Origin of the sequence: Aeromicrobium ginsengisoli, assembly GCF_004134905.2 — a bacterium.
Taxonomy (GTDB): Bacteria; Actinomycetota; Actinomycetes; order Propionibacteriales; family Nocardioidaceae; genus Aeromicrobium; species Aeromicrobium ginsengisoli.
In genome coordinates this window covers 422195-442877 of record NZ_SDPQ02000002.1, presented here as the reverse complement: position 1 = coordinate 442877, position 20683 = coordinate 422195, and the positions used below count along the sequence as shown (strand labels likewise).

Here is a 20683-nt window from a genome sequence, read left to right as displayed (position 1 = left end):
AACCCCGGCCCTGACCTGCCCAAACACCGACTTCGCCGGATTCACGGACAAAAATGGGCATCGGGCCGTCACCAGCCGGACCGTGGCTCGTTGATCCATGCGTCACGGACTTCGTGCACACCATCGGGGACACTCAACTCCGAGGTCGCCATGTCTCCTCGACACATCATCGCCCTGGCGTCGTCCGCCGCCGTGCTCATCCTCGCCGCTGCGCTCCCGGCCAGCGCCAATGAGCCGGATCCGTCGACTCCATACGGCTACTCCGCCAATGCCGGAGGAACGTACGTCCGCGTGCTCGGCAGCACGGTCTCGTCCGATCCGACCGCCACGTCCAACATCATCGGGTCGACGTACCCCAAGCAGCAGACCAACACGACGGCTTCGGCCCAGGTCGGCACGCTCCTCAAGGCCGGCGCGATCTCGACGGAGACCACCGCGACCAAGGTCGACTCGACGATCACCGCCACGTCGAAGGCCGAGACGGCCGGCGTGTCACTGCTCAACGGGCTCATCAAGGTCGACGCGGTCAAGACCGTCACCGAGGCCAAGCGGACCGGCACGGTCCTCAGCGGCGACAGCAACAGCCAGCTGCTCGGCGTGACGATCAAGGGCAAGACCGTCCCGCTCAACGTCAGCAACAACTTCGGGGTCACGCTCACCGGCGTGGCGTCGGTCATCCTCAACGAGGAGAAGGTCGACATCAACGGCGGCAAGGTCACCACGACCGGATCTGCCCTCAAGGTCACGCTCCTCAAGGCGTACGAGGGCTCGCCGATCGGCACGACCATCACGATCAACCCGACGAGCTCCACGCTGGCGCCCACCGAGCAGTCCAACAACATCGCGGTCGGCGGGTTCGCCTACGGCACCACCGCACGGCTCGTCTGGGGCGACAGCATCAGCGTGATCTCGGGTCCGACCGCCCGGATCGCCACGCCACCGGGTGGCACGTTCGGGTACGACCTGACCAACACGACGGCCGGGATCAACGTCCCCCTCGTCCTCACCGGCGGGGTCATCCGTTCCGTGGCAAACGCCGTGACGTCCCCGACAGCGGCGGACGTGACGCACAGCAGCGAGATCGTCGGCCTGAACGTGCTGAACGGGCTGATCAGGGCCGACGCGGTCAAGGCCACGGCACGGTCACAGAAGCTCTCCACTGGTGAGCGCATCCAGACACCGACGACTCAAGTCGTGAAGCTGGTCATCGGCGGCAAGGCGATCACCGTGGCGTCCACGCCGAACTTCACGATCACGGTGCCGGGCGTCGTCAGGGTCGTCGTCAACGACCAGACGGTCAGCTCGACCGGCAACCAGGTGGTCGGGCTCCACGTCACCCTGCTCGCGCCGCGAAGCGGGTTGAAGACCGGTGCCGAGATCTTCGTGGCGGTCGCGGGGTCGATCGTCTACTGAGTCCGTCGGCACCACGGAGCCCGGCCCTCGGGGACCGGGCTCCCGTGCTGTCCGGAGCCATGGGGTCCTCCGGCCCTTCACACGGCCGCGAACCAGGCGCATCATCGATGAAGGGGCCTTCCGACCAGAAGGATCGACGACCAGGAGATGCCCCATGTCAACGTCATCACTCAACATCGAGACCCCGCACGAGACCCGTCCGTTCAAGGCCCACGGCCACCTGGACGTCGTCACCCTCGAAGGATTCACGCTCGGCCGCGGCGTGTTCGAGCCCGGCTGGCGATGGTCCGAGGACGTCAAGCCGATCGCCGGCACCGAGTCCTGCCAGACCCGGCACACCGGCTTCTGCCTGTCAGGGCAGATGACCGTACGGTCCGACGACGGGACCGAGCTCACCGTGAGCCCGGGCGACGTCGTGGTGATCGAGCCGGGCCACGATGCGTGGACCGTCGGCGACGAGCCGTGCGTGCTGGTGGACACCGGCGTCGCGGCGTACGCGGTCTCCGACTGACCGCGAGTCCGCCGACAGCGAACACGGGGCTGCCGGCGGAATGACCGCGCCCTCCGCACAGTTGAGCCCATCAGACTCAACTCTGAGGAGAGACCCGTGAACGAGCGAAGCGAGCGAACCAACAGCGCCATCATGCCGGCGCATCCGTACCGTGCCCTTTCAACGGAGGTGACGGCATGAGCAACCTGAAAGCCTTCCCCGTGCTGGCACTCGAGGACGTCGTCGTCCTGCCCGGCATGGTCGTCCCCATCGAGCTCGACGACGCCGCGCGTGCCGCGGTCGACGCGGCCCGCACCAGCAACGACGACCGGCTCCTGGTCGCCCCCCGACTCGAGGACCGTTACGCCACGCATGGCGTGATCGCGACGATCCAGCAGGTCGGCCGCCTCCCCGGCGGCGGACCCGGCGCCGTGATCCAGGCCGAGCAGCGCGCCCACATCCAGGGCGGCGTGACCGGCCCCGGTGCCGCGCTCTGGGTCGAGGCCGAGCTGATCGACGACGAGCCGGTCACCGACCACGTCCGTGAGCTGGCCGGCGACTACAAGGGCCTGCTCGTGACGATCCTGCAGAAGCGCAACGCGTGGCAGGTCATCGACTCCGTCCAGCGCCTGACCGATCCGAGCGCGCTCGCGGACACCGCGGGCTACGCGTCGTATCTCGAGCTCGAGCAGAAGCGTGAGCTCCTCGAGACCCCCGAGGTCGAGCTGCGCCTCACCCTGCTGATCGAGTGGGCGCGCTCCTACCTCGCCGAGAGCGAGGTCAACGAGAAGATCTCCGAGTCGGTGCAGGAGAGCATCGACAAGAACCAGCGTGAGTTCGTGCTGCGCCAGCAGCTCGCCGCGATCCGCAAGGAGCTCGGCGATGACGAGCCCGAGGGCACGCAGGACTACCGCGCCCGGGTCGAGGAGGCCGATCTCCCCGACGACGTCCGCAAGGCCGCCCTGCGCGAGGTCGGCAAGCTCGAGCGCGGCAGCGACCAGAACTCGGAGTCCGGCTACATCCGCACGTGGCTCGACACCGTGCTCGAGCTCCCTTGGGGCGTCAAGACCGAGGACAACGCCGACATCACCGCCGCCCGGGCCGTGCTCGACGCCGACCACCACGGCCTCGACGACGTCAAGGACCGCATCGTGGAGTACCTCGCCGTGCGCGCGCGCCGCAGCGAGCGGGGCCTCGAGGTCGTCGGCGGCCGCGGATCGGGTGCCGTCATGGCGCTCGTCGGCCCTCCCGGCGTCGGCAAGACGTCCCTCGGGGAGAGTGTCGCTCGTGCCCTCGGCCGCAACTTCGTCCGCGTCGCCCTCGGCGGCGTGCGCGACGAGGCGGAGATCCGTGGTCACCGTCGGACGTACGTCGGTGCGCTGCCGGGCCGCCTGGTCCGCGCGATCGGCGAGGCAGGCTCGATGAACCCCGTCGTGCTGCTCGACGAGATCGACAAGGTCGGCGCCGACTACCGCGGCGATCCCGCGGCGGCGTTGCTCGAGGTGCTCGACCCGGCGCAGAACCACACGTTCCGCGACCACTACCTCGACCTCGATCTTGACCTGTCGGACGTGCTGTTCCTGGCGACCGCCAACGTCATCGAGCAGATCCCGCAGCCGCTGCTCGACCGCATGGAGCTCGTGCAGCTCGACGGCTACACCGAGGACGACAAGGTCGCGATCGCTCGTACGTACCTTGCACCGCGTCAGCTCGAGCGCGCCGCGCTCACGACTGACGAGGTCGAGATCACGGACGGGGCGCTGCGCGAGATCGCCGCGTCCTACACGCGCGAGGCCGGTGTGCGCCAGATGGAGCGACTGCTCGCCAAGGTGTTCCGCAAGGTCACGACCAAGCTGACCGACCCCGACGTCGTGAAGCCCGTCGTGGTCGACGAGCAGACCCTCGTCGACTATGTCGGCCGGCCCCGGTTCACCCCGGAGTCCGAGGAGCGCACGGCGGTGCCCGGCGTCTCGACCGGACTCGCGGTGACGGGCCTCGGCGGCGACGTGCTGTTCATCGAGGCCAGTGCGTACGACGGTGACCGCAGCCTCGCGATCACGGGGCAGCTCGGCGACGTCATGAAGGAGTCGGCGCAGATCGCGCTGTCCTACGTACGCTCGCACGCCGACGCGATCGGCATCGATCCGGCGACGCTCGAGCGGGCGATCCACCTGCACGTGCCGGCCGGCGCGGTGCCCAAGGACGGCCCATCCGCGGGCGTCACGATGGTCACGGCGCTGACGTCCCTGGCGCTCGGCCGCAACGTCCGGGCCGATGTCGGCATGACCGGCGAGGTCACCCTCAACGGTCGCGTGCTGCCGATCGGCGGCGTCAAGCAGAAGCTCATGGCCGCGCAGCGAGCCGGTCTCAAGACCGTGTTCATCCCTGCGCGCAACGAGGTCGACCTGGTCGACGTCCCCGAGGACGTCCTGGCCGAGCTCGACGTACGCCCGGTGGCCGACGTCGCCGAGATCCTGGCGCTGGCGCTCGAGCCGGTCGCCGAGGTCAGCGCGACGGTCGCCGCCTAAGGGGCCGCCGAGTCCTTGAGCGGCCACGCGGTCCTTGAGCTTGTCGAAAGGGAACCTCCTTTCGACAAGCTCAAGGACCTTTTGCGTACGGAATGAGTCGTCGTTTCCGTGGGCCCAACGGCCAATTGTTTGCTCCTGCATGGGTACGGTGTGTTGTAGAGCACACAAAGGCAGGTGACGATGACGGCGTCGAAGTCGACCGAAGAGCTCACGCGTGTCGTCATACGTTTTGCCGGTGACTCCGGCGACGGCATGCAGCTGACCGGCGACCGGTTCACGCAGGAGACCGCCGACTTCGGCAACGACCTGTCGACGCTGCCCAACTTCCCGGCCGAGATCCGTGCGCCGGCAGGCACGCTGCCCGGCGTCTCGTCGTTCCAGATCCACTTCGCCGACTACGACATCCTGACGCCCGGCGACCACCCCGACGTCCTGATCGCGATGAATCCCGCGGCGCTCAAGGCCAACATCGGCGACCTGCAGGCCGGCGGCACGGCGATCGTCGACGCGCACGAGTTCACCGATCGCAACCTCAAGCGGGTCGGCTACGAGTCCAACCCGCTCGAGGACGGGTCGCTCAGCGACTACCAGCTGCACGCGATCGACCTGACCGGCCTGACCGTCGGTGCGGTCGAGGAGTTCGGCCTGTCCCGCAAGGACGCCTCGCGGGCCAAGAACATGTTCGCCCTCGGACTCGTCAGCTGGATGTTCGGCCGACCGATCGACGGCAGCATCGCGTTCCTCGGCAAGAAGTTCGCCGGGGCGCCGGCGATCCGCGACGCCAACGTCGCGGCCCTGCGCACGGGCTACAACTACGGCGAGACGACCGAGTCGTTCGCCGTGTCGTACGTCGTCAAGCCGGCCGTGATCCCGTCCGGCCGCTACCGCAACATCACCGGCAACACCGCCCTGTCGTACGGCATCGTCGCCGCCGGTCAGCTGTCGGGCCTGCAGGTGTTCCTCGGCGCCTACCCCATCACCCCGGCCTCGGACATCCTCCACGAGCTGTCGAAGCACAAGGCGTTCGGCGTCACGACGTTCCAGGCCGAGGACGAGATCGCGGGTGTCGGCGCCGCTCTCGGCGCGAGCTTCGCCGGGTCACTGGGTGTCACGACGACGTCAGGTCCGGGCCTCGCGCTCAAGGGTGAGACGATCGGCCTCGGCGTCATGCTCGAGCTGCCGCTCGTCGTCATCGACGTGCAGCGCGGCGGTCCTTCGACGGGACTGCCGACCAAGACCGAGCAGTCCGACCTCCTGCAGGCGATGAACGGCCGCAACGGCGAGGCGCCGGTGCCGGTCGTCGCCGCACAGTCGCCCGCCGACTGCTTCGACGCGGCGATCGAGGCGGCCCGGATCGCGATCACCTATCGCACGCCCGTCATCCTGTTGTCCGACGGCTACCTCGCCAACGGGTCGGAGCCGTGGAGCCTGCCCGACGTCGAGTCGTTGCCACGGATCGAGCCCGGCTTCGCCACGGCAGACCCCGACACGACCTTCCTGCCCTACGCCCGCGACCCGCAGACGCTGGCGCGCCCCTGGGCGCCGCCCGGGATCGCCGGGCTCGAGCACCGCATCGGTGGTCTCGAGAAGGCCGACGGCACGGGCGACATCTCGTACGATCCGGCCAACCACGACCACATGGTGCGCCTGCGCCAGGCCAAGGTCGACGGCATCGCGGCGTCGATCCCCGAGGTCGAGGTCGACGATCCCGACGGCCACGCCAAGATCCTCGTGATCGGCTGGGGCTCGACCTACGGACCGATCGGTGCCGGCTGCCGCCGGGCACGCCTCGCGGGACACCGCATCGCGCAGGCTCACCTGCGCCATCTCAACCCGTTCCCGGCCAACCTCGGCGAGGTGCTCGCCGCGTACGACCGGGTCATCGTGCCGGAGATGAACCTTGGCCAGCTGCGCAGCCTGCTGCGGGCCACGTACCTCGTCGATGCCGAGGGCTACAACGCCGTGCGTGGCATGCCGTTCGGTGCCGCGGAGCTCGGCCAGCACTTCATCGAGCTGTGCATCAAGGAGGGCGAATGAGTGAGCGCCAGCCAACGAGTCATCAGGCACTCATGCAGGCATCTGCCCATCGCGGGCCTTCTTGGCAGGTGACTGAATGAGCGTCGATCTGGGCATGCCGCAGGGCCACGGGCTCGAGGGCGTACCGACTGCTGACGGGCCGCAGACGCGCAAGGACTTCTCGTCCGACCAGGAGGTGCGTTGGTGCCCCGGTTGCGGCGACTACGCGATCCTCGCCGCCGTCCAGGGCTTCATGCCCGAGCTGGGGCTGCGCCGCGAGAACATCGTGTTCATCTCCGGCATCGGCTGCGCGGCACGGTTCCCCTACTACCTCGACACCTACGGGCTGCACTCGATCCACGGCCGGGCGCCCGCGATCGCGACCGGCATCGCGACGACCCGCGCCGACCTCAGCGTGTGGGTCGTGACCGGCGACGGCGATGCGCTCTCGATCGGCGGCAACCACCTGATCCATGCGCTTCGGCGCAACGTCAACATGACGATCCTGTTGTTCAACAACCGCATCTACGGGCTGACCAAGGGCCAGTACTCCCCCACGTCGGAGCCCGGCAAGGTCACCAAGTCGACGCCGTTCGGCTCGATCGACGCGCCACTCAACCCGCTGTCTCTCGCGCTCGGCGCCGAGGCGACATTCGTGGCCCGCACGATCGACTCCGACCGCAAGCACCTCACGGCGGTCCTGTCAGCAGCCGCCCGGCACCGCGGCACGTCGCTGGTCGAGATCTATCAGAACTGCCCGATCTTCAACGACGGCGCGTTCGACGCGATCAAGGACCCGGAGACGCGCGACGACGCGATCATCCCGCTCGTGCACGGCGAGCCGATCCGTTTCGGCGCAGACGGCCGGCTCGGCGTCGTGCGTACGCCCGGCGGTGGCGTCGACATCGTCGAGGTCGACGAGTCCAACGCCGGTGACGTGCTGGTCCACGACGCGCACGCCACGGACGCGACCACGGCGTTCGCGCTGTCCCGCATCACCGACGGCGGGGCCGTGCGGCGGGCGCCGATCGGCGTGTTCCGCCAGGTCGAGCGGCCGACCTACGACGACCTGAGCCGCGAGCAGTCCGTGCTCGCCGGCGAGGCGCCGTCGCTGCAAGCGCTGCTCGACGGCCCCGACGCCTGGACCGTGGCCTGACTGTCCGCGACGCCTACAACGCGGCGTAGGCGGGCTTGATGACGTCGTTGATGAGCGCGAGGCGCTGGTCGAACGGCAGGAACGCGCTCTTCATGGCATTGATCGTGAACCAGCGCAGGTCCGCGATGTCGTAGCCGAACGCGTCGACCAGCAGCTGGAACTCGCGGCTCATCGACGTACCGCTCATGAGCCGGTTGTCGCAGTTGACCGTGACGCGGAAGCCGAGGTCCTTGAGCTTGCCGATCGGGTGGTCCGCGATCGAGCGCATGTCGGGCACCGCGTTGGTCTGCAGGTTGGACGACGGGCACATCTCGAGCGGGATGCGCCGGTCGCGGATGTAGGCCGCGAGGCGGCCGAGCACGGGGCCGCCCGGGGCATCGAAGTCGATGTCGTCGACGATGCGCACACCGTGGCCGAGACGCTCGGCACCGCAGCGCTGGATCGCCTGCCAGATCGACGGCAGGCCGAACGCCTCGCCGGCGTGGATCGTGAAGTGCGCGTTCTCGCGGCGGAGGTACTCGAACGCCTCGAGGTGCAGGATCGGCGGGAAGCCGTCCTCGGCGCCGGCGATGTCGAACCCGGCCACCCCACGGTCGCGGTACTCGACGGCGACCTCGGCGATCTCGAGGCCACGCTTGGCGTGCCGCATCGCCGTGAGGAGCTGCCCCACGACGATCGGGTGACCCAGTCCGGCGGCCTCTTCCTGGCCCTTGACGATGCCCTCCTGCACCGCCTCGACGGTCTCGGTCAGCGAGAGGCCGGCCGACAGGTGCTGCTCGGGCGCCCAGCGCAGCTCGGCGTAGACGACGCCGTCGGTTGCCAGGTCGACGACCGCCTCACGGGCGACGCGTGCGAGGTCCTCGGGACGCTGCATCACCGCGACCGTGTGCACGAACGTCTCGAGGTAGCGCGGGAGCGAGCCAGAGCTGGACGCCTCCTCGAACCACGCACCGAGCGACGCGGCGTCACCGGCCGGCAGGTCGTGGCCGATCTCGTCGGCGATCTCGACGATCGTCGCCGGGCGAACACCTCCGTCGAGGTGCTCGTGGAGGGCGACCTTGGGGGCCTTGGCAATCTGTTGGGACGTGGCGCTCACAGGATCATCGTGTCATGACGCCATGAGGAGCACGACGGTCTCCGCCACGCAGGCCGGTTTGTCCTGGCCCTTGATCTCGACGGTGTGCTGGAGCGTCGCGCGCTGACCCTTCTCGATCTCCTCGACCTCGAGCAGCTCGACGCGGTTGCGCACCTTGGAGCCGACCAGCACGGGCGAGACGAAACGCACCTTGTTGAGGCCGTAGTTGACGCGTGCGACGTTGCCGGCGAAGGCGTAGACCTGCGCGCCGAGGAACGGCAGCATCGAGAGCGTGAGGTAGCCGTGGGCCACCGTGGCACCGAACGGTCCGTCGGCAGCCCGCTCGGGATCGACGTGGATCCATTGACGGTCGCCCGTGGCGTCGGCGAACAGGTCGATCCGCTCCTGCGTGATCGCGACCCACTCGCTGACGCCGAGCTCCTCGCCGGCGGCCGCCGCGATCTCCTTGCTGTTGTTCAAGATGCGCATGCTTCACAACCTAACGAATACGGTCGATGACGACCGACGGCGAGTCGACGTGACCCACTCCGATGTCATACCCGCCGTCGAGGGCGGCAACCGCACGCTCGAACCGCTCGGGCGTGTCGGTCTGCAGGGTCAGGAGCGGCTGGCCGGCGGTGACCTGGTCGCCCGGCTTGGCGTGCATCACGACGCCCGCTGCCGCCTGCACCTGCTCGCCCGGGCGGGATCGGCCCGCGCCGAGCCGCCAGGCCGCCACGCCGACGCTGAGGGCGTCCAGACGGGTCAGGGTGCCCGAGGCTGGAGCGTTGACGACGTGCGTCTCCTTGGGGGTGGGGAGCGCAGCGTCGGGGTCGCCGCCCTGGGCTGCGATCATCCTCTTCCACACGTCCATCGCGCCGCCCGAGGCGAGGACGTCTGCCGGATCCACGTCGTCCTTGCCCGCTGCGGCGAGCATCTCGCGGGCCAGCTCGACGGTCAGCTCGACGACGTCGGCAGGGCCGCCGCCCGCGAGCACCTCGACGGACTCGGCGACCTCACAGGCGTTGCCCGCGGTCAGGCCCAACGGGGTCGACATGTCGGTGAGCAGGGCGACCGTCGTGACGCCCGCATCATGACCGAGGCTGACCATCGTCTCAGCCAGTTCTTGAGCCTGACCTTTGCTCTTCATGAACGCTCCCGAGCCGACCTTGACGTCGAGCACCAGCGCGCCCGTGCCCTCCGCGATCTTCTTGCTCATGATCGAGCTGGCGATCAGCGGGATCGCCTCGACCGTGCCGGTGACGTCGCGCAGGGCGTACAGCTTCTTGTCGGCCGGCGCGAGGCCCGGGCCGGCGGCGCAGATCACGGCACCGACGTCCTCGAGCTGCGCCATCATCTCGTCGTTGGTGAGCGCCGCGCGCCAGCCCGGGATCGCCTCGAGCTTGTCGAGCGTGCCCCCGGTGTGCCCGAGTCCGCGGCCCGAGAGCTGCGGCACCGCGATGCCGCAGGCGGCGACGAGAGGTGCGAGCGGCAGGGTGATCTTGTCGCCGACGCCGCCGGTCGAGTGCTTGTCGGCGGTCCGCCACGACAGCGACGAGAAGTCCATGCGCTCGCCGCTGTCGATCATCGCGCCGGTCCAGCGGCTGATCTCGCGGCGGTTCATGCCGTTGAGCAGGATCGCCATCGCGAGGGCCGACATCTGCTCGTCGGCGACGACGCCACGGGTGTAGGCGTCGACGACCCAGTCGATCTGCGCGTCGTCGAGCTCGTGCTTGTCGCGCTTGGCCGCGATGACCTCAACGGCGTCAAAGGGTTCGGTCATGCGTGTCCTCCTAGGACCTCGATGCGCTCGAAGCCGCGCAGCACCCACGTCGGGCGACGCGGCGCTTCTCCCGCCAGGGCAAGGTCGGGGAAGCGGTCGAGCAGTGTCTTCAGGCTGATCTGCAGCTCGAGCCGGGCGAGCGGCGCTCCGAGGCAGAAGTGCAGGCCCATGCCGAAGCCGACATGGGGATTGGGATCGCGGCCGACGTCGAAGGTGTCCGCGTCGTCGAAGGCGTCGGCGTCGCGGTTGGCCGAACCCATCAGGCAGGCGATCTTCTGCCCGGCCTTGATCGTCTCGCCGCACACCTTGACGTTCCTGGTGGCCGTACGCTCGAACAGCTGCAGGGGCGCGTCGAAGCGGATGAGCTCCTCGAGGGCCACCTCCACCGGCACCTCCCCCGAGGTCACCCGCGCCAGCTGCTCCGGGTGGCTCAGCAGCGCGTGGATGCCGTTGCCGAACACGTTGACCGACGCCTCGTGCCCGGCGTTGAGCAGCAGCACGACCGACGCGACGAGCTCGTCGTCGCTGAGCTTGGCTCCTCGACCGCGCTCGGTGATCAAGTCGCTGATCAGGTCCTCGCCGAGGTTGGTCCGCCGCTCCGCGACGACAGCGCGTACGTAGTCGGAGAACGCCGTGCTGGCCTCGATCGCCTTGGCCCTCGTGGTGGCACCGACGTTGGGCTCGTACATGTGGACGATGGCCTGCGACCAGGCCCGCAGGCGTACGTGGTCCTCGCGCGGCACGCCCAGCAGATCGGCGATGACGTAGACCGGCATGGGCTCGGCATAGTCACCCAGCACGTCGAAGCGATCTCCGAGCTCATCGACCATCGACGCGGCGAGCTCCTCGATGCGAGGCCTCATCCTCTCCACATGCCCTCGCCCGAACGCGCCGGCGACGAGCCGCCGCAGGCGCGTGTGCTCGGGTGGCTCATTTTCCATCATCTGGTTGCGGTGGAGGGCGTTGAACGGCTCCATCTGCTCGGTGGGTTCCCAGTCGGTCCAGAGCCGGCCGAACGCACGATTGCGCAGGACCTGGCTGACCGACTCGTGGGTCGTCGCCAGCCATATGCCCATCGGCTCGTGCCACAGCACGGGTCCGGTGGCCCGCAGCGCGGCGAGGACCGGATAGGGATCGTGCAGGAAGTCCGGGTTGCCGGGGTCGAGCTGGACCGCGTAACGCGTCAACGCTGGTCCAGGTCGTCGGCCCCGAAGGCGTCCGGAAGGACCTCGGTCATGGTCTTGACCCCACTCGGCGTCATGAGCTGCATGTCGGGTCCGCCGTTCTCCCACAGCAGCTGGCGGCAGCGCCCGCACGGCATCAGCGGGGCGCCCTTGGCATCGACACAGGCCACCGCGATCAGTCGTCCGCCGCCGGTCGCGTGCAGCGCCGAGACCATGCCGCACTCGGCGCACAGCGCGACACCGTAGGCCGCGTTCTCGACGTTGCAGCCCAGCACGACGCGCCCGTCGTCGACGAGGCCCGCGACGCCGACCTTGAAGTTGGAGTAGGGCGCGTAGGCCCGCCCCATCACCTCGGTCGCGTACTTCGCGAGCGATTCCCAGTCGATCGGGTCGTCCGGACCCGAGATCCCCAGCGCCACTAGCCCGCACTGCCCTTGCGATAGGGCCGGCCGTCGGCCGCGGGCATTCGTAGGCGTTGCGTGCCGAGCGCCAGGACGAACAACGTCGTGACGTAGGGCGTCATGCTCGTGAAGTCGCGCGGGACGCTGTCGGTCGAGAGGAACCACACGAGCAGCGCGGCACCCGGTACGGCCATCGCCACAGCACCGGCGATCTGCTTGCGGACGATGCGGAGCACCGTGATCGCGATCAGGGCCACGGCGACGAGCAGCAGCAGCGAGTGCACCGCATGCGTGTCACGCAGGCGCAGCGAGTCGGTGTAGCCGAACGTGAGCGCGCCGGCCAGCAGCCCGCCGGGCCGCCAGTTGCCGAAGATCATCGCGGCCAGACCGATGTAGCCACGGCCGTTGGTCTGGTTGGTGCTGAAGCCGCTCGAGGCCACCAGGGCGAGGAACCCACCGCCGATGCCGGCCATCGCGCCCGAGATCAGCACCGCGACGTACTTGTAGAGATAGACGTTGACGCCGAGCGTCTCGGCCGCCTGCGGGTTCTCACCGCACGAGCGCAGCCGCAGGCCGAACGACGTCTTCCACAGGATCCATCCCGACGCCACGACGAGCGCGAAGATCACGAGGCTCAGCAACGAGATCTTGGTCGTCAGCGCCGCCACGAACGACGCGACGTCGGAGATGAAGAACCAGTGCTTGTCGGCCAGGTCGGCCGCCGGGCCCGAGATGCCGGGGATCCGGTCGATCGTGGTGGGAGTCGGCAGACCGATCAGCTGGCGCGGACCGCCGCCCTCGAGATCGGTGAACGTCGCCTCGGCGAGGTAGGTCGTCGCCCCGACGCCGATCAGGTTGATCGCGACGCCCGACACGATGTGGTCGACGCCGAACGTGACCGTCGCGATGGCGTGGAGCAGGCCACCGATCATGCCGAGCAGCGCAGCACCGAGGATGCCGACCCACGGGCTGCCCGAGTGGTAGGTGAAGAACGCAGCGCCCCACGTGCCGAGCACCATCTGGCCCTCGAGGCCGATGTTGACGACGCCGGCACGCTCGGCCCACAGGCCGCCGAGACCCGCCATGAGGATCGGACAGGTCGCGATGATCGCGGCACGGATCGTGCCGACCGACGTCAGGTCGTTGGTGTCGGTCAGGATGCGGACCAGCGACACGGCAGCGACCGCGCCCAGGGCGATGAAGAGCCAGTTGGCTCGGGCGGCGTTGCGAACGCGGCTGACGGGACTCGGCGTCGTGGTGGTCGTCGTCATGCCGTCGCCTCCGTAGCAGTGCCGAGCTCTTGTGCCACGACCCGTTGCTCGAGCCGGGCGCGCCATCGGCGCACCACCTCGTAGGCCACGACGACGGCGAGGACCGCGACGCCCTGCGTGATCTGCACGATGCTGGGCGAGACGTCCGTGGCGAACGTCAGGTCGTTGGACTTGACCGAGAGATAGGCGAACAGCAGGGCACCGAACAGCATCCCGATCGGGCGGTTGCGCCCCAGCAGCGCGACCGCGATGCCGAGGAAGCCCAGACCGGCCTGGAACGTCGTGCCGAGGCCGAAGTTGGTGGCCTTGCCGAACAGTGCCGGCATCCAGATGAGTCCCGCGACGCCCCCCGAGAGCGCCATCGCCGTGATGATCATGCGGTGCGGGTTGACGCCGGAGGCCTTGGCCACGGTCTCCGACTGGCCGCTGGCCCGCAGGTCGAAGCCGAAGCGGGTCTTGTTGAGCAGGACCCAGAAGCCGACACCGGCGAGGACAGCGATGATCACGAGGGTCCAGATCTCGCCGTCACGGTTCTCGAACGGCGTCCAGCCGCTGACCAGGTCGATCCGCGTCGTGTGCACCGTGTTGCCCTCGTGCACGCCGTACTTGTTGAGCAGGTAGCCGACCAGCGTGATCGCGATCGAGTTGAGCATGATCGTCGAGATGACCTCGCTGACCCCACGGGTCGTCTTGAGGATGCCCGCGATGGCGGACCACGCTGCACCGACCGCGACCGCGATCAGCAATGACACGAAGACGTTGGCGAAGCCGCTGAGGTAGGCACCGCCGGCGAAGGCAGCAGCGGCGTACGACGCGAGGGTGTACTGGCCCTCGAGGCCGATGTTGAACAGTCCCATGCGGAAGCCGATCGCCGCAGCCACGGCGGCGGTGTAGATCATCGCGGTCTGGTTGACGATGTCGACGCGCGAACGGGGCTTGGGGAAGTCGAACATCGTCGACCAGAAGTCTCCGGGCGAGCTGCCCACTGCGGCGATGACGAGGGTCGTGACCAGGACGCTGGCGACGATCGCGATGGCGGGGCCGAGCAGGGCCAGGCCGATCGCGCGGGGGTTGAAGGACTTCATGCCCGCACCTCCGTCGAGAGGCAAGGACACGGATGTGACGGGATGAATGCCTCGCACTTCACGCCGCCTACTCGCAGAGCTCGTGGGGGGACCCCCAGCTGGCGCTCGTTCATGCTGCCTGACCGCCCGTCATTGCGGCACCGAGGTCCTGCGGCGTGACGCTCGCGGGATCGAAGGTGCCGACCAGCCGGCCACGCAGGATCACCTGGATCGTGTCGGACAGGCCGATCAGCTCGTCGAGGTCAGCCGAGATCAGCAGCACGGCCAGGCCGGCCCGGCGGGCCCGCTTGATGTGGTCCCAGATCGCGGCCTGGGCGCCGACGTCGACGCCGCGCGTCGGGTGCGAGGCGATCAGCAGCACCGGGTCACCGCTCATCTCGCGACCGACGATGAGCTTTTGCTGGTTGCCGCCCGACAACGCCCGCGCGGGGGTGTCGATGCCGGGAGCTCGTACGTCGTACTCGGCAACGATGCGCTGGGTGTCCTTGCGAGCGCCCGACCGGTTGATCCACGGCCCCTTGGCGTTGGGTGCCTGGGTCTGGTGGCCGAGGATGCGGTTCTCCCAGAGCGGGGCGTCGAGGAGAAGGCCGTGGCGGTGGCGGTCCTCGGGGATGTAGCCGATGCCGGCCTCGCGGAGCTTGCGGGTGTGCCAGTGCGTGACGTCCTCGGTGCCGAGGTGGATCGTGCCGCCGCCGGGGATGCGCATGCCCATGATCGTCTCGACCAGCTCGGCCTGTCCGTTGCCCTCGACCCCGGCGATCCCGAGGATCTCGCCGCGGTGGATCGACAACGAGACGTCCGTGAGCAGGTTGCGGCCGAACTCGTCGGCCAGCGTCACGTTGGCGAGCGTGAGCTCCACCGTGTCGGTCACGGTCGACTCCTCGGTCTCGGGCGACGGCAGCTCAGAGCCCACCATCAGCTCGGCGAGCTCGCGCTTGGTCGTCGTGTGGGGGTCGGCGGTGCCGACCGTCGTGCCGCGGCGCATGACCGTGATGTCGTCGGCGATGGCGAGCACCTCGTCGAGCTTGTGCGAGATGAACAGGACCGCATTGCCGGCGTTGCGCAGCTCGCGCAGGTTGGCGAACAACGCGTCGACTTCCTGCGGCACGAGGACCGCAGTCGGCTCGTCGAGGATGATGATGCAGGCGCCGCGATAGAGGACCTTGGCGATCTCGAGGCGCTGCCGGTCGGCGACGCCGAGCTTCTCGACCAGGACGTCGGGCTGGAGACCGAAGCCGAACGCGTCGGAGATGCGGCGGATCTCGGCCCGGGCGCGGTCACCGATGCCGTGCAGCTTCTCGGCGCCGAGCACCATGTTCTCGAGCACCGTGAGGTTGTCGGCGAGCATGAAGTGCTGGAAGACCATGCCGACGCCGTTGGCGATCGCGTCGGTGGGGGTGCGGAGGGCGACCTCGCGGCCGTTGATCGCGATCGTGCCGTCGTCGGGCTTCTGGACGCCGTAGAGGATCTTCATGAGCGTCGACTTGCCGGCGCCGTTCTCCCCGATCAGGGCGTGAACCGTGCCGGCCCTGATCGTCAGGTCGACGTCATGGTTGGCGATCACGCCGGGAAACCGCTTGCCGATCCCGCGCAGCTCTACGGCCACACTCTCCTGGGTCACTGGGGTGCTCCTTGCTCACGTCTCGGAAGGACTCTACGGCACGCAAAAGGGTCGAACCTGGGCCAGACGCGGTTTGCGTCCGGCCCAGGTTCTGGGTCGTGCTGGTGCTGCTTACGGCTTCGTCGGGACCTTGATCTCGCCGCTGACGATCTTGGCCTTGTAGCCGTCGATGTCGGACTTGATGTCGTCGATGAAACCACCGGACGTCGCGTAGCCGACGCCGTCGTTCTTCAGGTCGTACGTCGTGTAGCTCGTCGCCGGCTTGCCGTCGTTGACCGTCTTGATGAAGTCGTACGTCGCAACGTCGACGCGCTTGAGCGCCGAGGTCAGGATGTGCGCCTTCTGGGCGGTCGTCGCCGTCAGGTACTGGTCGGAGTCGACGCCGATGGCCCACTTGCCGTCACCGGCCTCGACAGCGGCGTCGAAGACACCGGAGCCCGAGGCGCCCGAGGCGTGGTAGACGATGTCCGCACCCTTGTCGAACTCACCCGTCGCAGCAGCCTTGCCACCGGCCGGGTCGCCGAAGCCCTTGAGGTCCGACTCCTGGATGTAGGCGATGTCGACCTTGATGTCAGGCTTGACGGCCTTGGCACCAGCAACGTAGCCGGCCTCGAAGCCCTTGATCAGGTCGTTGTGCACGCCGCCGACGAAGCCGATCTGGCCAGTCTTGGTCTTCTCAGCAGCCGCGACACCGACGAGGTAGGAGCCCTCGTTGGCCGCGAACGTCAGGTAGGCGACGTTGGCGTTGGGCTTGGTGTCGGGGTCGAAGCCGTCGACGATCGCGAAGTTGACCTTCGGGTAGTCGGGGGCAACCGCGTTGACGGAGTCGCTGTAGGCGAAGCCGACGCCGATGATGGCCGTGGCGCCGCTGTCTGCCATGTTGCGCAGGCGGTCCTCACGGGCCGACTCAGGCTCGCCATCGCTGGCCTCGCCCTCGACGCACGAGCCCTTGAACTCTTCCACAGCCTTCTTGAGACCGACATATGCCGAGTCGTTGAACGACTGGTCGCCACGTCCGCCGACGTCGTAGGCGAGACCGATCTTGGGTCCATCGCCCTTCGCGGTCTTGCAGACATCCTTGCTGGCGGCGGGCTTGCTGCCGCCGTCACTACCGCCACTGTCGCTGCTCCCACAGCCCGCAAGAGCGAGCGCGGCAACGGCAGCGACGGCGGAAAGCTTGGTCAATCGACGCAAAATTCCTCCTCGATACGGAGCCGGGAGCCCGGCACGTCCTCAGACCCTAGTTCCCGTCCGGTCCTCGCGGGAGCGTCTGGCCGACATTGAGCCCAGTCGTAACCGATTTGTCATACGCCGAGGCGATTCCCGCCCCGGGGAGCCGCGTCACCGCGCCAGGCGGGTCAGGACACAGCGGCGCAGGCGAGGACCTTGGCGCCGATCGCGATCGCGCGCTCGTCGACCCGCAGGTTGCCCTGGTGCAGGTCGTACGTCGGACCGTCGGGCGTCCGCGTGCCGAGCCGGCCCATCGCGCCGGGCACCGCCTCGACGTACCAGGCGAAGTCCTCGCCGCCGAGGCTCTGCGCGGTCGACGCGACGCCGCTGGGGCCGATCGCCTGCGTGACGGCGCGGCGCATGATCTCGGTGGCGCCGAAGTCGTTGACGACCGGCGGGACGCCACGCGTGTAGGTCACGTCGGCGCTGACCCCGAACGGCTCGATGATGTCGCTGATCAGGCCGCGTACGAGGTGCTCGGCCTGGTGCCACGCCGCGGCGTCGAGCATGCGGAGCGTGCCGCTGAGCTCGCCGGTCGACGGGATGACGTTGGCGGCGTTGCCGGAGTGGATCTGGCCCCACACCATGCTGGCGCCGGCCCGCGGGTCGAAACGACGGGACAACACCGCGGGCAGCTGGGTCAGCAGGCTGCCGAGGGCATAGGTGAGATCCTCGGTGAGGTGCGGGCGCGACGTGTGGCCGCCACGGCCGCTGAGCTGCACGTGGATGTGGTCGGAAGCACCGGTGATCGGCCCTTCGCGCAGCCCGACGTGACCGACGTCGAGCGAGGGATCGCAGTGCAGCGCGAAGATCCGCGAGACACCGCGAAGAGCGCCGGCGGCCAGCAGCTTGAGCGCGCCACCGGGCATGACCTCCTCGGCGGGCTGGAAGATCAGGCGTACGCGCACGGGGAGCTTCTCGTCGGCGTCGGCCTGGGCGAGCGCCACTGCGGCGCCGAGGAGCGCGGCGACGTGGACGTCGTGACCGCAGGAGTGCGAGACACCGGGGACGCTCGACTTCCACGGGTCCTGCGAGGTGTCGACCACGGGCAGGCCGTCGAGGTCGGCGCGCAGTGCGACGATCGGTCCGCCATCGGGACCGATCTCGGCCATCAGGCCCGTGCCCTCGAAGCGCTCGTAGGTGATGCCGCTCTTGTCCATCCATGTCGCGACGACGTCGGTCGTACGCTCCTCGTGCCACGAGAGCTCGGGGTAGGCGTGCAGCTCACGCCGCACCTCGATGAGGTCGGGCGTGACCACGTCGACGGAGCGCGCGAGGGCGTCGGACAAGGACATCTGCTCAGGATATCGCTGATTCGACGGCACCCCGGCACTACTGTCTGGGGATGGACGTCTGGGACGTGCTCGACCACCCGGTGCTGATCAGCGTCGGGTTGTTCGTGCTGGCGATCGTCGGCTCGCTCCTCTGGGCGGCGCTGCGGCTCGCGCTCGCCCGCGCCAAGGGCGGCCCCGCCTCGGGCATCGACATCGGGGCGATCGTGTCCGCGTGGCGCCAACGGCCGAAGACCTCGGACGTCGTCGACGTCGGCCAGCTGCAGGCGATGATCCAGGAGGCGTTCGTCGCTGGACACGGTGTCGACGTCGCCGGCGAGACCAAGGAGTCCCGCATCGCCAACCTCGAGGCGCTGCACGCCGAGGGCCGGATCACGGCCGAGAAGCTCGTCGAGCTGAAGGCCGCCATTCAGGCTGAGGGCTGAGTCGTACGTCCGCCGGGCGCCGTCGTCCGGACGGGACGTCGCACGGTCCAGCGCATGTCCCGTGCGAACGTCTCGAGCTCCGGGCGGTGGATGTCCTGCTTGTGCAGGTACCACAGCGTTCCGATCGTGATGCCGAGCAGCGAGACTGCACCGCCGCCGATCAGCATCCAGCGGGCGCCGAACTCCTCGCCGACCCAGCCGATCAGCGGCGCCCCGAACGGCGTGCCACCCATGAAGATCATCAGGTAGAGGGCCGCGACCCGGCCACGCATCATGGCGCTCGTCGTCATCTGCATCATGGCGTTGGCCGAGGTGACCATCGTGAGAGCGCAGAGGCCCAGGAGGGGCAGGATCGCCGCGAACGAGACGTAGCCGGGCATCAGGCCGGCGATGATCTCGACGACCGAGAATGCCGCGCCGGCCAGCACCACGAACGCCAGACGGGGACGGGCCCGCCGAGCCGCGAGCAGCGACCCCGCGAGAGAGCCCACCGCCATGATCGACGCGAGGATGCCGTACTCCCCCGCGCCCTTGTGGAAGACCTCGGTCGCCATCAGGGCGCTCGTCATCTGGAAGTTCATGCCGAACGTGCCGACGAAGAACACGCAGGTCAGGATCAGGATGAGGTCAGGGCGTGAGCGTACGTATCGCACGCCGTCGCGAACGGCACCCTTGCGCGTGCCGGTGACCGGTGACGGTCGCAGGCGGCTGCCGTCGAGGAGCTGGAGCGACACGAACACGGCGACATAGCTGATCGCGTTGGCCAGGATGACCCAGCCCGTCGCGCGCACCCCTGAGCCGAGCGCGGCGATCAGGACGCCGGCGACGGCTGGGCCGATCATGCGCGCGGAGTTGAACGACGCGGAGTTGAGGCCCACGGCGTTGGCGAGGTCCTCCTTGCCGACCATCTCGACGACGAACGACTGCCGCGCAGGGGCGTCGAACGCCGTGCCGATGCCGAACACGAACGCCAGGACATACACCTGCCAGGCCTGGACCACGCCAGCGATCGCGAGACCGCCCAGGATCGCTGCGGGGATGGCCATGGCGGTCTGGGTGAACCGCAGAACCGTACGTTTGGGGATCCGGTCGGCGACGACACCGGCGATCGGCGAGAAGAGCAGCACCGGCAGCAGCTGCAGGCCGGTCGTGATGCCGAGGGCGGTGCCGCTGTGGGTCAGCTGCAGGATCAGCCAGTCCTGTGCGACGCGCTGCATCCAGGTGCCGATGTTGGAGACGAGGGCGCCCATCGCATAGATGCGGTAGTTGCGGATCGACAGCGCCCGGAACGTGGGGCTCAAGAGGCGGCCAACCGTTCCAGCAGTGCGGTCGCCTCCCTCAAGGTCTTGCGCTCGGCGGTCGTGAGCTCGGCGAGGCGCTGCGCGAGCCACTCGTCGCGGCGTACGCGCTCTTCCTCGAGCACGGCGTCGCCCTTGTCGGACACCGAGATGAGCACCTGCCGGCCGTCGTCGGGGTGCGGCTCGCGGATCGCGAGGCCCTCGTCGACGAGGCACGTGAGGGTGCGGGTGATGGAGGGCGGCTGGACCCTCTCGTAGGCAGCGATCGCGCTCGGCGTGGAGGGCCCGAGCTTGACGATCGAGCCGAGCACCGAGAGCTGTGTCGGCGTCAGGTCCGTCTGGCGCTCCTGGCGGAGGCGACGGTTGAGGCGGGCCACCGACCGAGCGAGCTGGTGAGAGTCAGTGGGCATATCCT

At 68.8% G+C, this 20683-nt stretch carries 18 protein-coding genes; 6 read left to right on the top strand and 12 right to left on the bottom strand.

Features of this window, described 5'->3' with window-relative positions; translation table 11 throughout:
* Window positions 1-150: 150 nt before the first annotated feature.
* The 5 genes from ESP70_RS08985 (at window position 151) to ESP70_RS08965 (ending at window position 7603) form a co-directional block, all read left to right on the top strand.
* Complete coding sequence (locus ESP70_RS08985; RefSeq protein ID WP_149688949.1) at window positions 151-1413, top strand: choice-of-anchor P family protein; 1263 nt, start codon at window positions 151-153, stop codon at window positions 1411-1413.
* A 154-nt stretch (window positions 1414-1567) separates the two neighbouring features.
* Window positions 1568-1924 (top strand): cupin domain-containing protein, encoded by a 357-nt coding sequence (locus ESP70_RS08980; protein ID WP_149688948.1) that lies wholly within the window; start codon window positions 1568-1570, stop codon window positions 1922-1924.
* Between the two features lie 176 nt (window positions 1925-2100).
* Window positions 2101-4431 (top strand): endopeptidase La, encoded by a 2331-nt coding sequence (gene lon / locus ESP70_RS08975; RefSeq protein ID WP_149688947.1) that lies wholly within the window; start codon window positions 2101-2103, stop codon window positions 4429-4431.
* Between the two features lie 180 nt (window positions 4432-4611).
* Window positions 4612-6468, top strand: a complete 1857-nt coding sequence (locus ESP70_RS08970; RefSeq protein WP_149688946.1) for a 2-oxoacid:acceptor oxidoreductase subunit alpha — start codon at window positions 4612-4614, stop codon at window positions 6466-6468.
* A gap of 76 nt (window positions 6469-6544) precedes the next feature.
* The gene (locus ESP70_RS08965) at window positions 6545-7603 is read left to right on the top strand and encodes a 2-oxoacid:ferredoxin oxidoreductase subunit beta (RefSeq protein WP_149688945.1); all 1059 of its coding nucleotides are present in this window, start codon (window positions 6545-6547) and stop codon (window positions 7601-7603) included.
* 13 nt (window positions 7604-7616) lie between these two features.
* Here ESP70_RS08965 and ESP70_RS08960 read toward each other — a convergent pair whose 3' ends face one another.
* From ESP70_RS08960 to ESP70_RS08915, 10 genes are all read right to left on the bottom strand, one after another.
* Window positions 7617-8699 carry an adenosine deaminase gene (locus ESP70_RS08960; protein ID WP_149688944.1) on the bottom strand — a complete coding sequence of 361 codons (1083 nt, stop codon included), beginning with the start codon at window positions 8697-8699 and terminating at the stop codon, window positions 7617-7619.
* 12 nt (window positions 8700-8711) lie between these two features.
* Window positions 8712-9167: a MaoC family dehydratase gene (locus ESP70_RS08955; protein ID WP_149688943.1), complete on the bottom strand. Its 456-nt coding sequence runs from the start codon at window positions 9165-9167 to the stop codon at window positions 8712-8714.
* Between the two features lie 10 nt (window positions 9168-9177).
* Window positions 9178-10461 carry a thymidine phosphorylase gene (locus ESP70_RS08950; RefSeq protein WP_149688942.1) on the bottom strand — a complete coding sequence of 428 codons (1284 nt, stop codon included), beginning with the start codon at window positions 10459-10461 and terminating at the stop codon, window positions 9178-9180.
* Window positions 10458-11648 carry a cytochrome P450 gene (locus tag ESP70_RS08945; RefSeq protein ID WP_223148672.1) on the bottom strand — a complete coding sequence of 397 codons (1191 nt, stop codon included), beginning with the start codon at window positions 11646-11648 and terminating at the stop codon, window positions 10458-10460. The genes ESP70_RS08950 and ESP70_RS08945 overlap by 4 nt, the downstream gene beginning before the upstream one ends.
* Complete coding sequence (locus tag ESP70_RS08940) at window positions 11645-12064, bottom strand: cytidine deaminase (protein ID WP_223148671.1); 420 nt, start codon at window positions 12062-12064, stop codon at window positions 11645-11647. The genes ESP70_RS08945 and ESP70_RS08940 overlap by 4 nt, the downstream gene beginning before the upstream one ends.
* The gene (locus ESP70_RS08935; RefSeq protein ID WP_149688941.1) at window positions 12064-13317 is read right to left on the bottom strand and encodes an ABC transporter permease; all 1254 of its coding nucleotides are present in this window, start codon (window positions 13315-13317) and stop codon (window positions 12064-12066) included. The genes ESP70_RS08940 and ESP70_RS08935 overlap by 1 nt, the downstream gene beginning before the upstream one ends.
* Window positions 13314-14402, bottom strand: coding sequence for an ABC transporter permease (locus ESP70_RS08930; protein WP_149688940.1), 1089 nt, complete (start codon window positions 14400-14402; stop codon window positions 13314-13316). The genes ESP70_RS08935 and ESP70_RS08930 overlap by 4 nt, the downstream gene beginning before the upstream one ends.
* Before the next feature lie 109 nt (window positions 14403-14511).
* A complete protein-coding gene (locus ESP70_RS08925) occupies window positions 14512-16023 on the bottom strand; it encodes an ABC transporter ATP-binding protein (protein WP_149688939.1) in 1512 nt (503 codons plus the stop codon).
* Window positions 16024-16134: 111 nt separating this feature from the next.
* Window positions 16135-17208, bottom strand: coding sequence for a BMP family lipoprotein (locus ESP70_RS08920; RefSeq protein ID WP_246161981.1), 1074 nt, complete (start codon window positions 17206-17208; stop codon window positions 16135-16137).
* 173 nt (window positions 17209-17381) lie between these two features.
* Window positions 17382-18548 (bottom strand): amidohydrolase, encoded by a 1167-nt coding sequence (locus tag ESP70_RS08915; RefSeq protein ID WP_149688937.1) that lies wholly within the window; start codon window positions 18546-18548, stop codon window positions 17382-17384.
* 50 nt (window positions 18549-18598) lie between these two features.
* Between ESP70_RS08915 and ESP70_RS08910 the strand changes: the two genes are divergently transcribed.
* On the top strand, window positions 18599-18970 hold the full coding sequence (locus tag ESP70_RS08910) for a hypothetical protein (protein ID WP_149688936.1): 372 nt from the start codon (window positions 18599-18601) through the stop codon (window positions 18968-18970).
* On the opposite strand, the gene ESP70_RS08905 is transcribed toward ESP70_RS08910, so the two are convergent.
* Both ESP70_RS08905 and ESP70_RS08900 read right to left on the bottom strand, forming a co-directional pair.
* Window positions 18955-20271 (bottom strand): MFS transporter, encoded by a 1317-nt coding sequence (locus tag ESP70_RS08905; RefSeq protein ID WP_149688935.1) that lies wholly within the window; start codon window positions 20269-20271, stop codon window positions 18955-18957. The genes ESP70_RS08910 and ESP70_RS08905 overlap by 16 nt on opposite strands.
* A complete protein-coding gene (locus tag ESP70_RS08900) occupies window positions 20268-20678 on the bottom strand; it encodes a MarR family winged helix-turn-helix transcriptional regulator (RefSeq protein ID WP_149688934.1) in 411 nt (136 codons plus the stop codon). The genes ESP70_RS08905 and ESP70_RS08900 overlap by 4 nt, the downstream gene beginning before the upstream one ends.
* Window positions 20679-20683 lie beyond the last annotated feature (5 nt).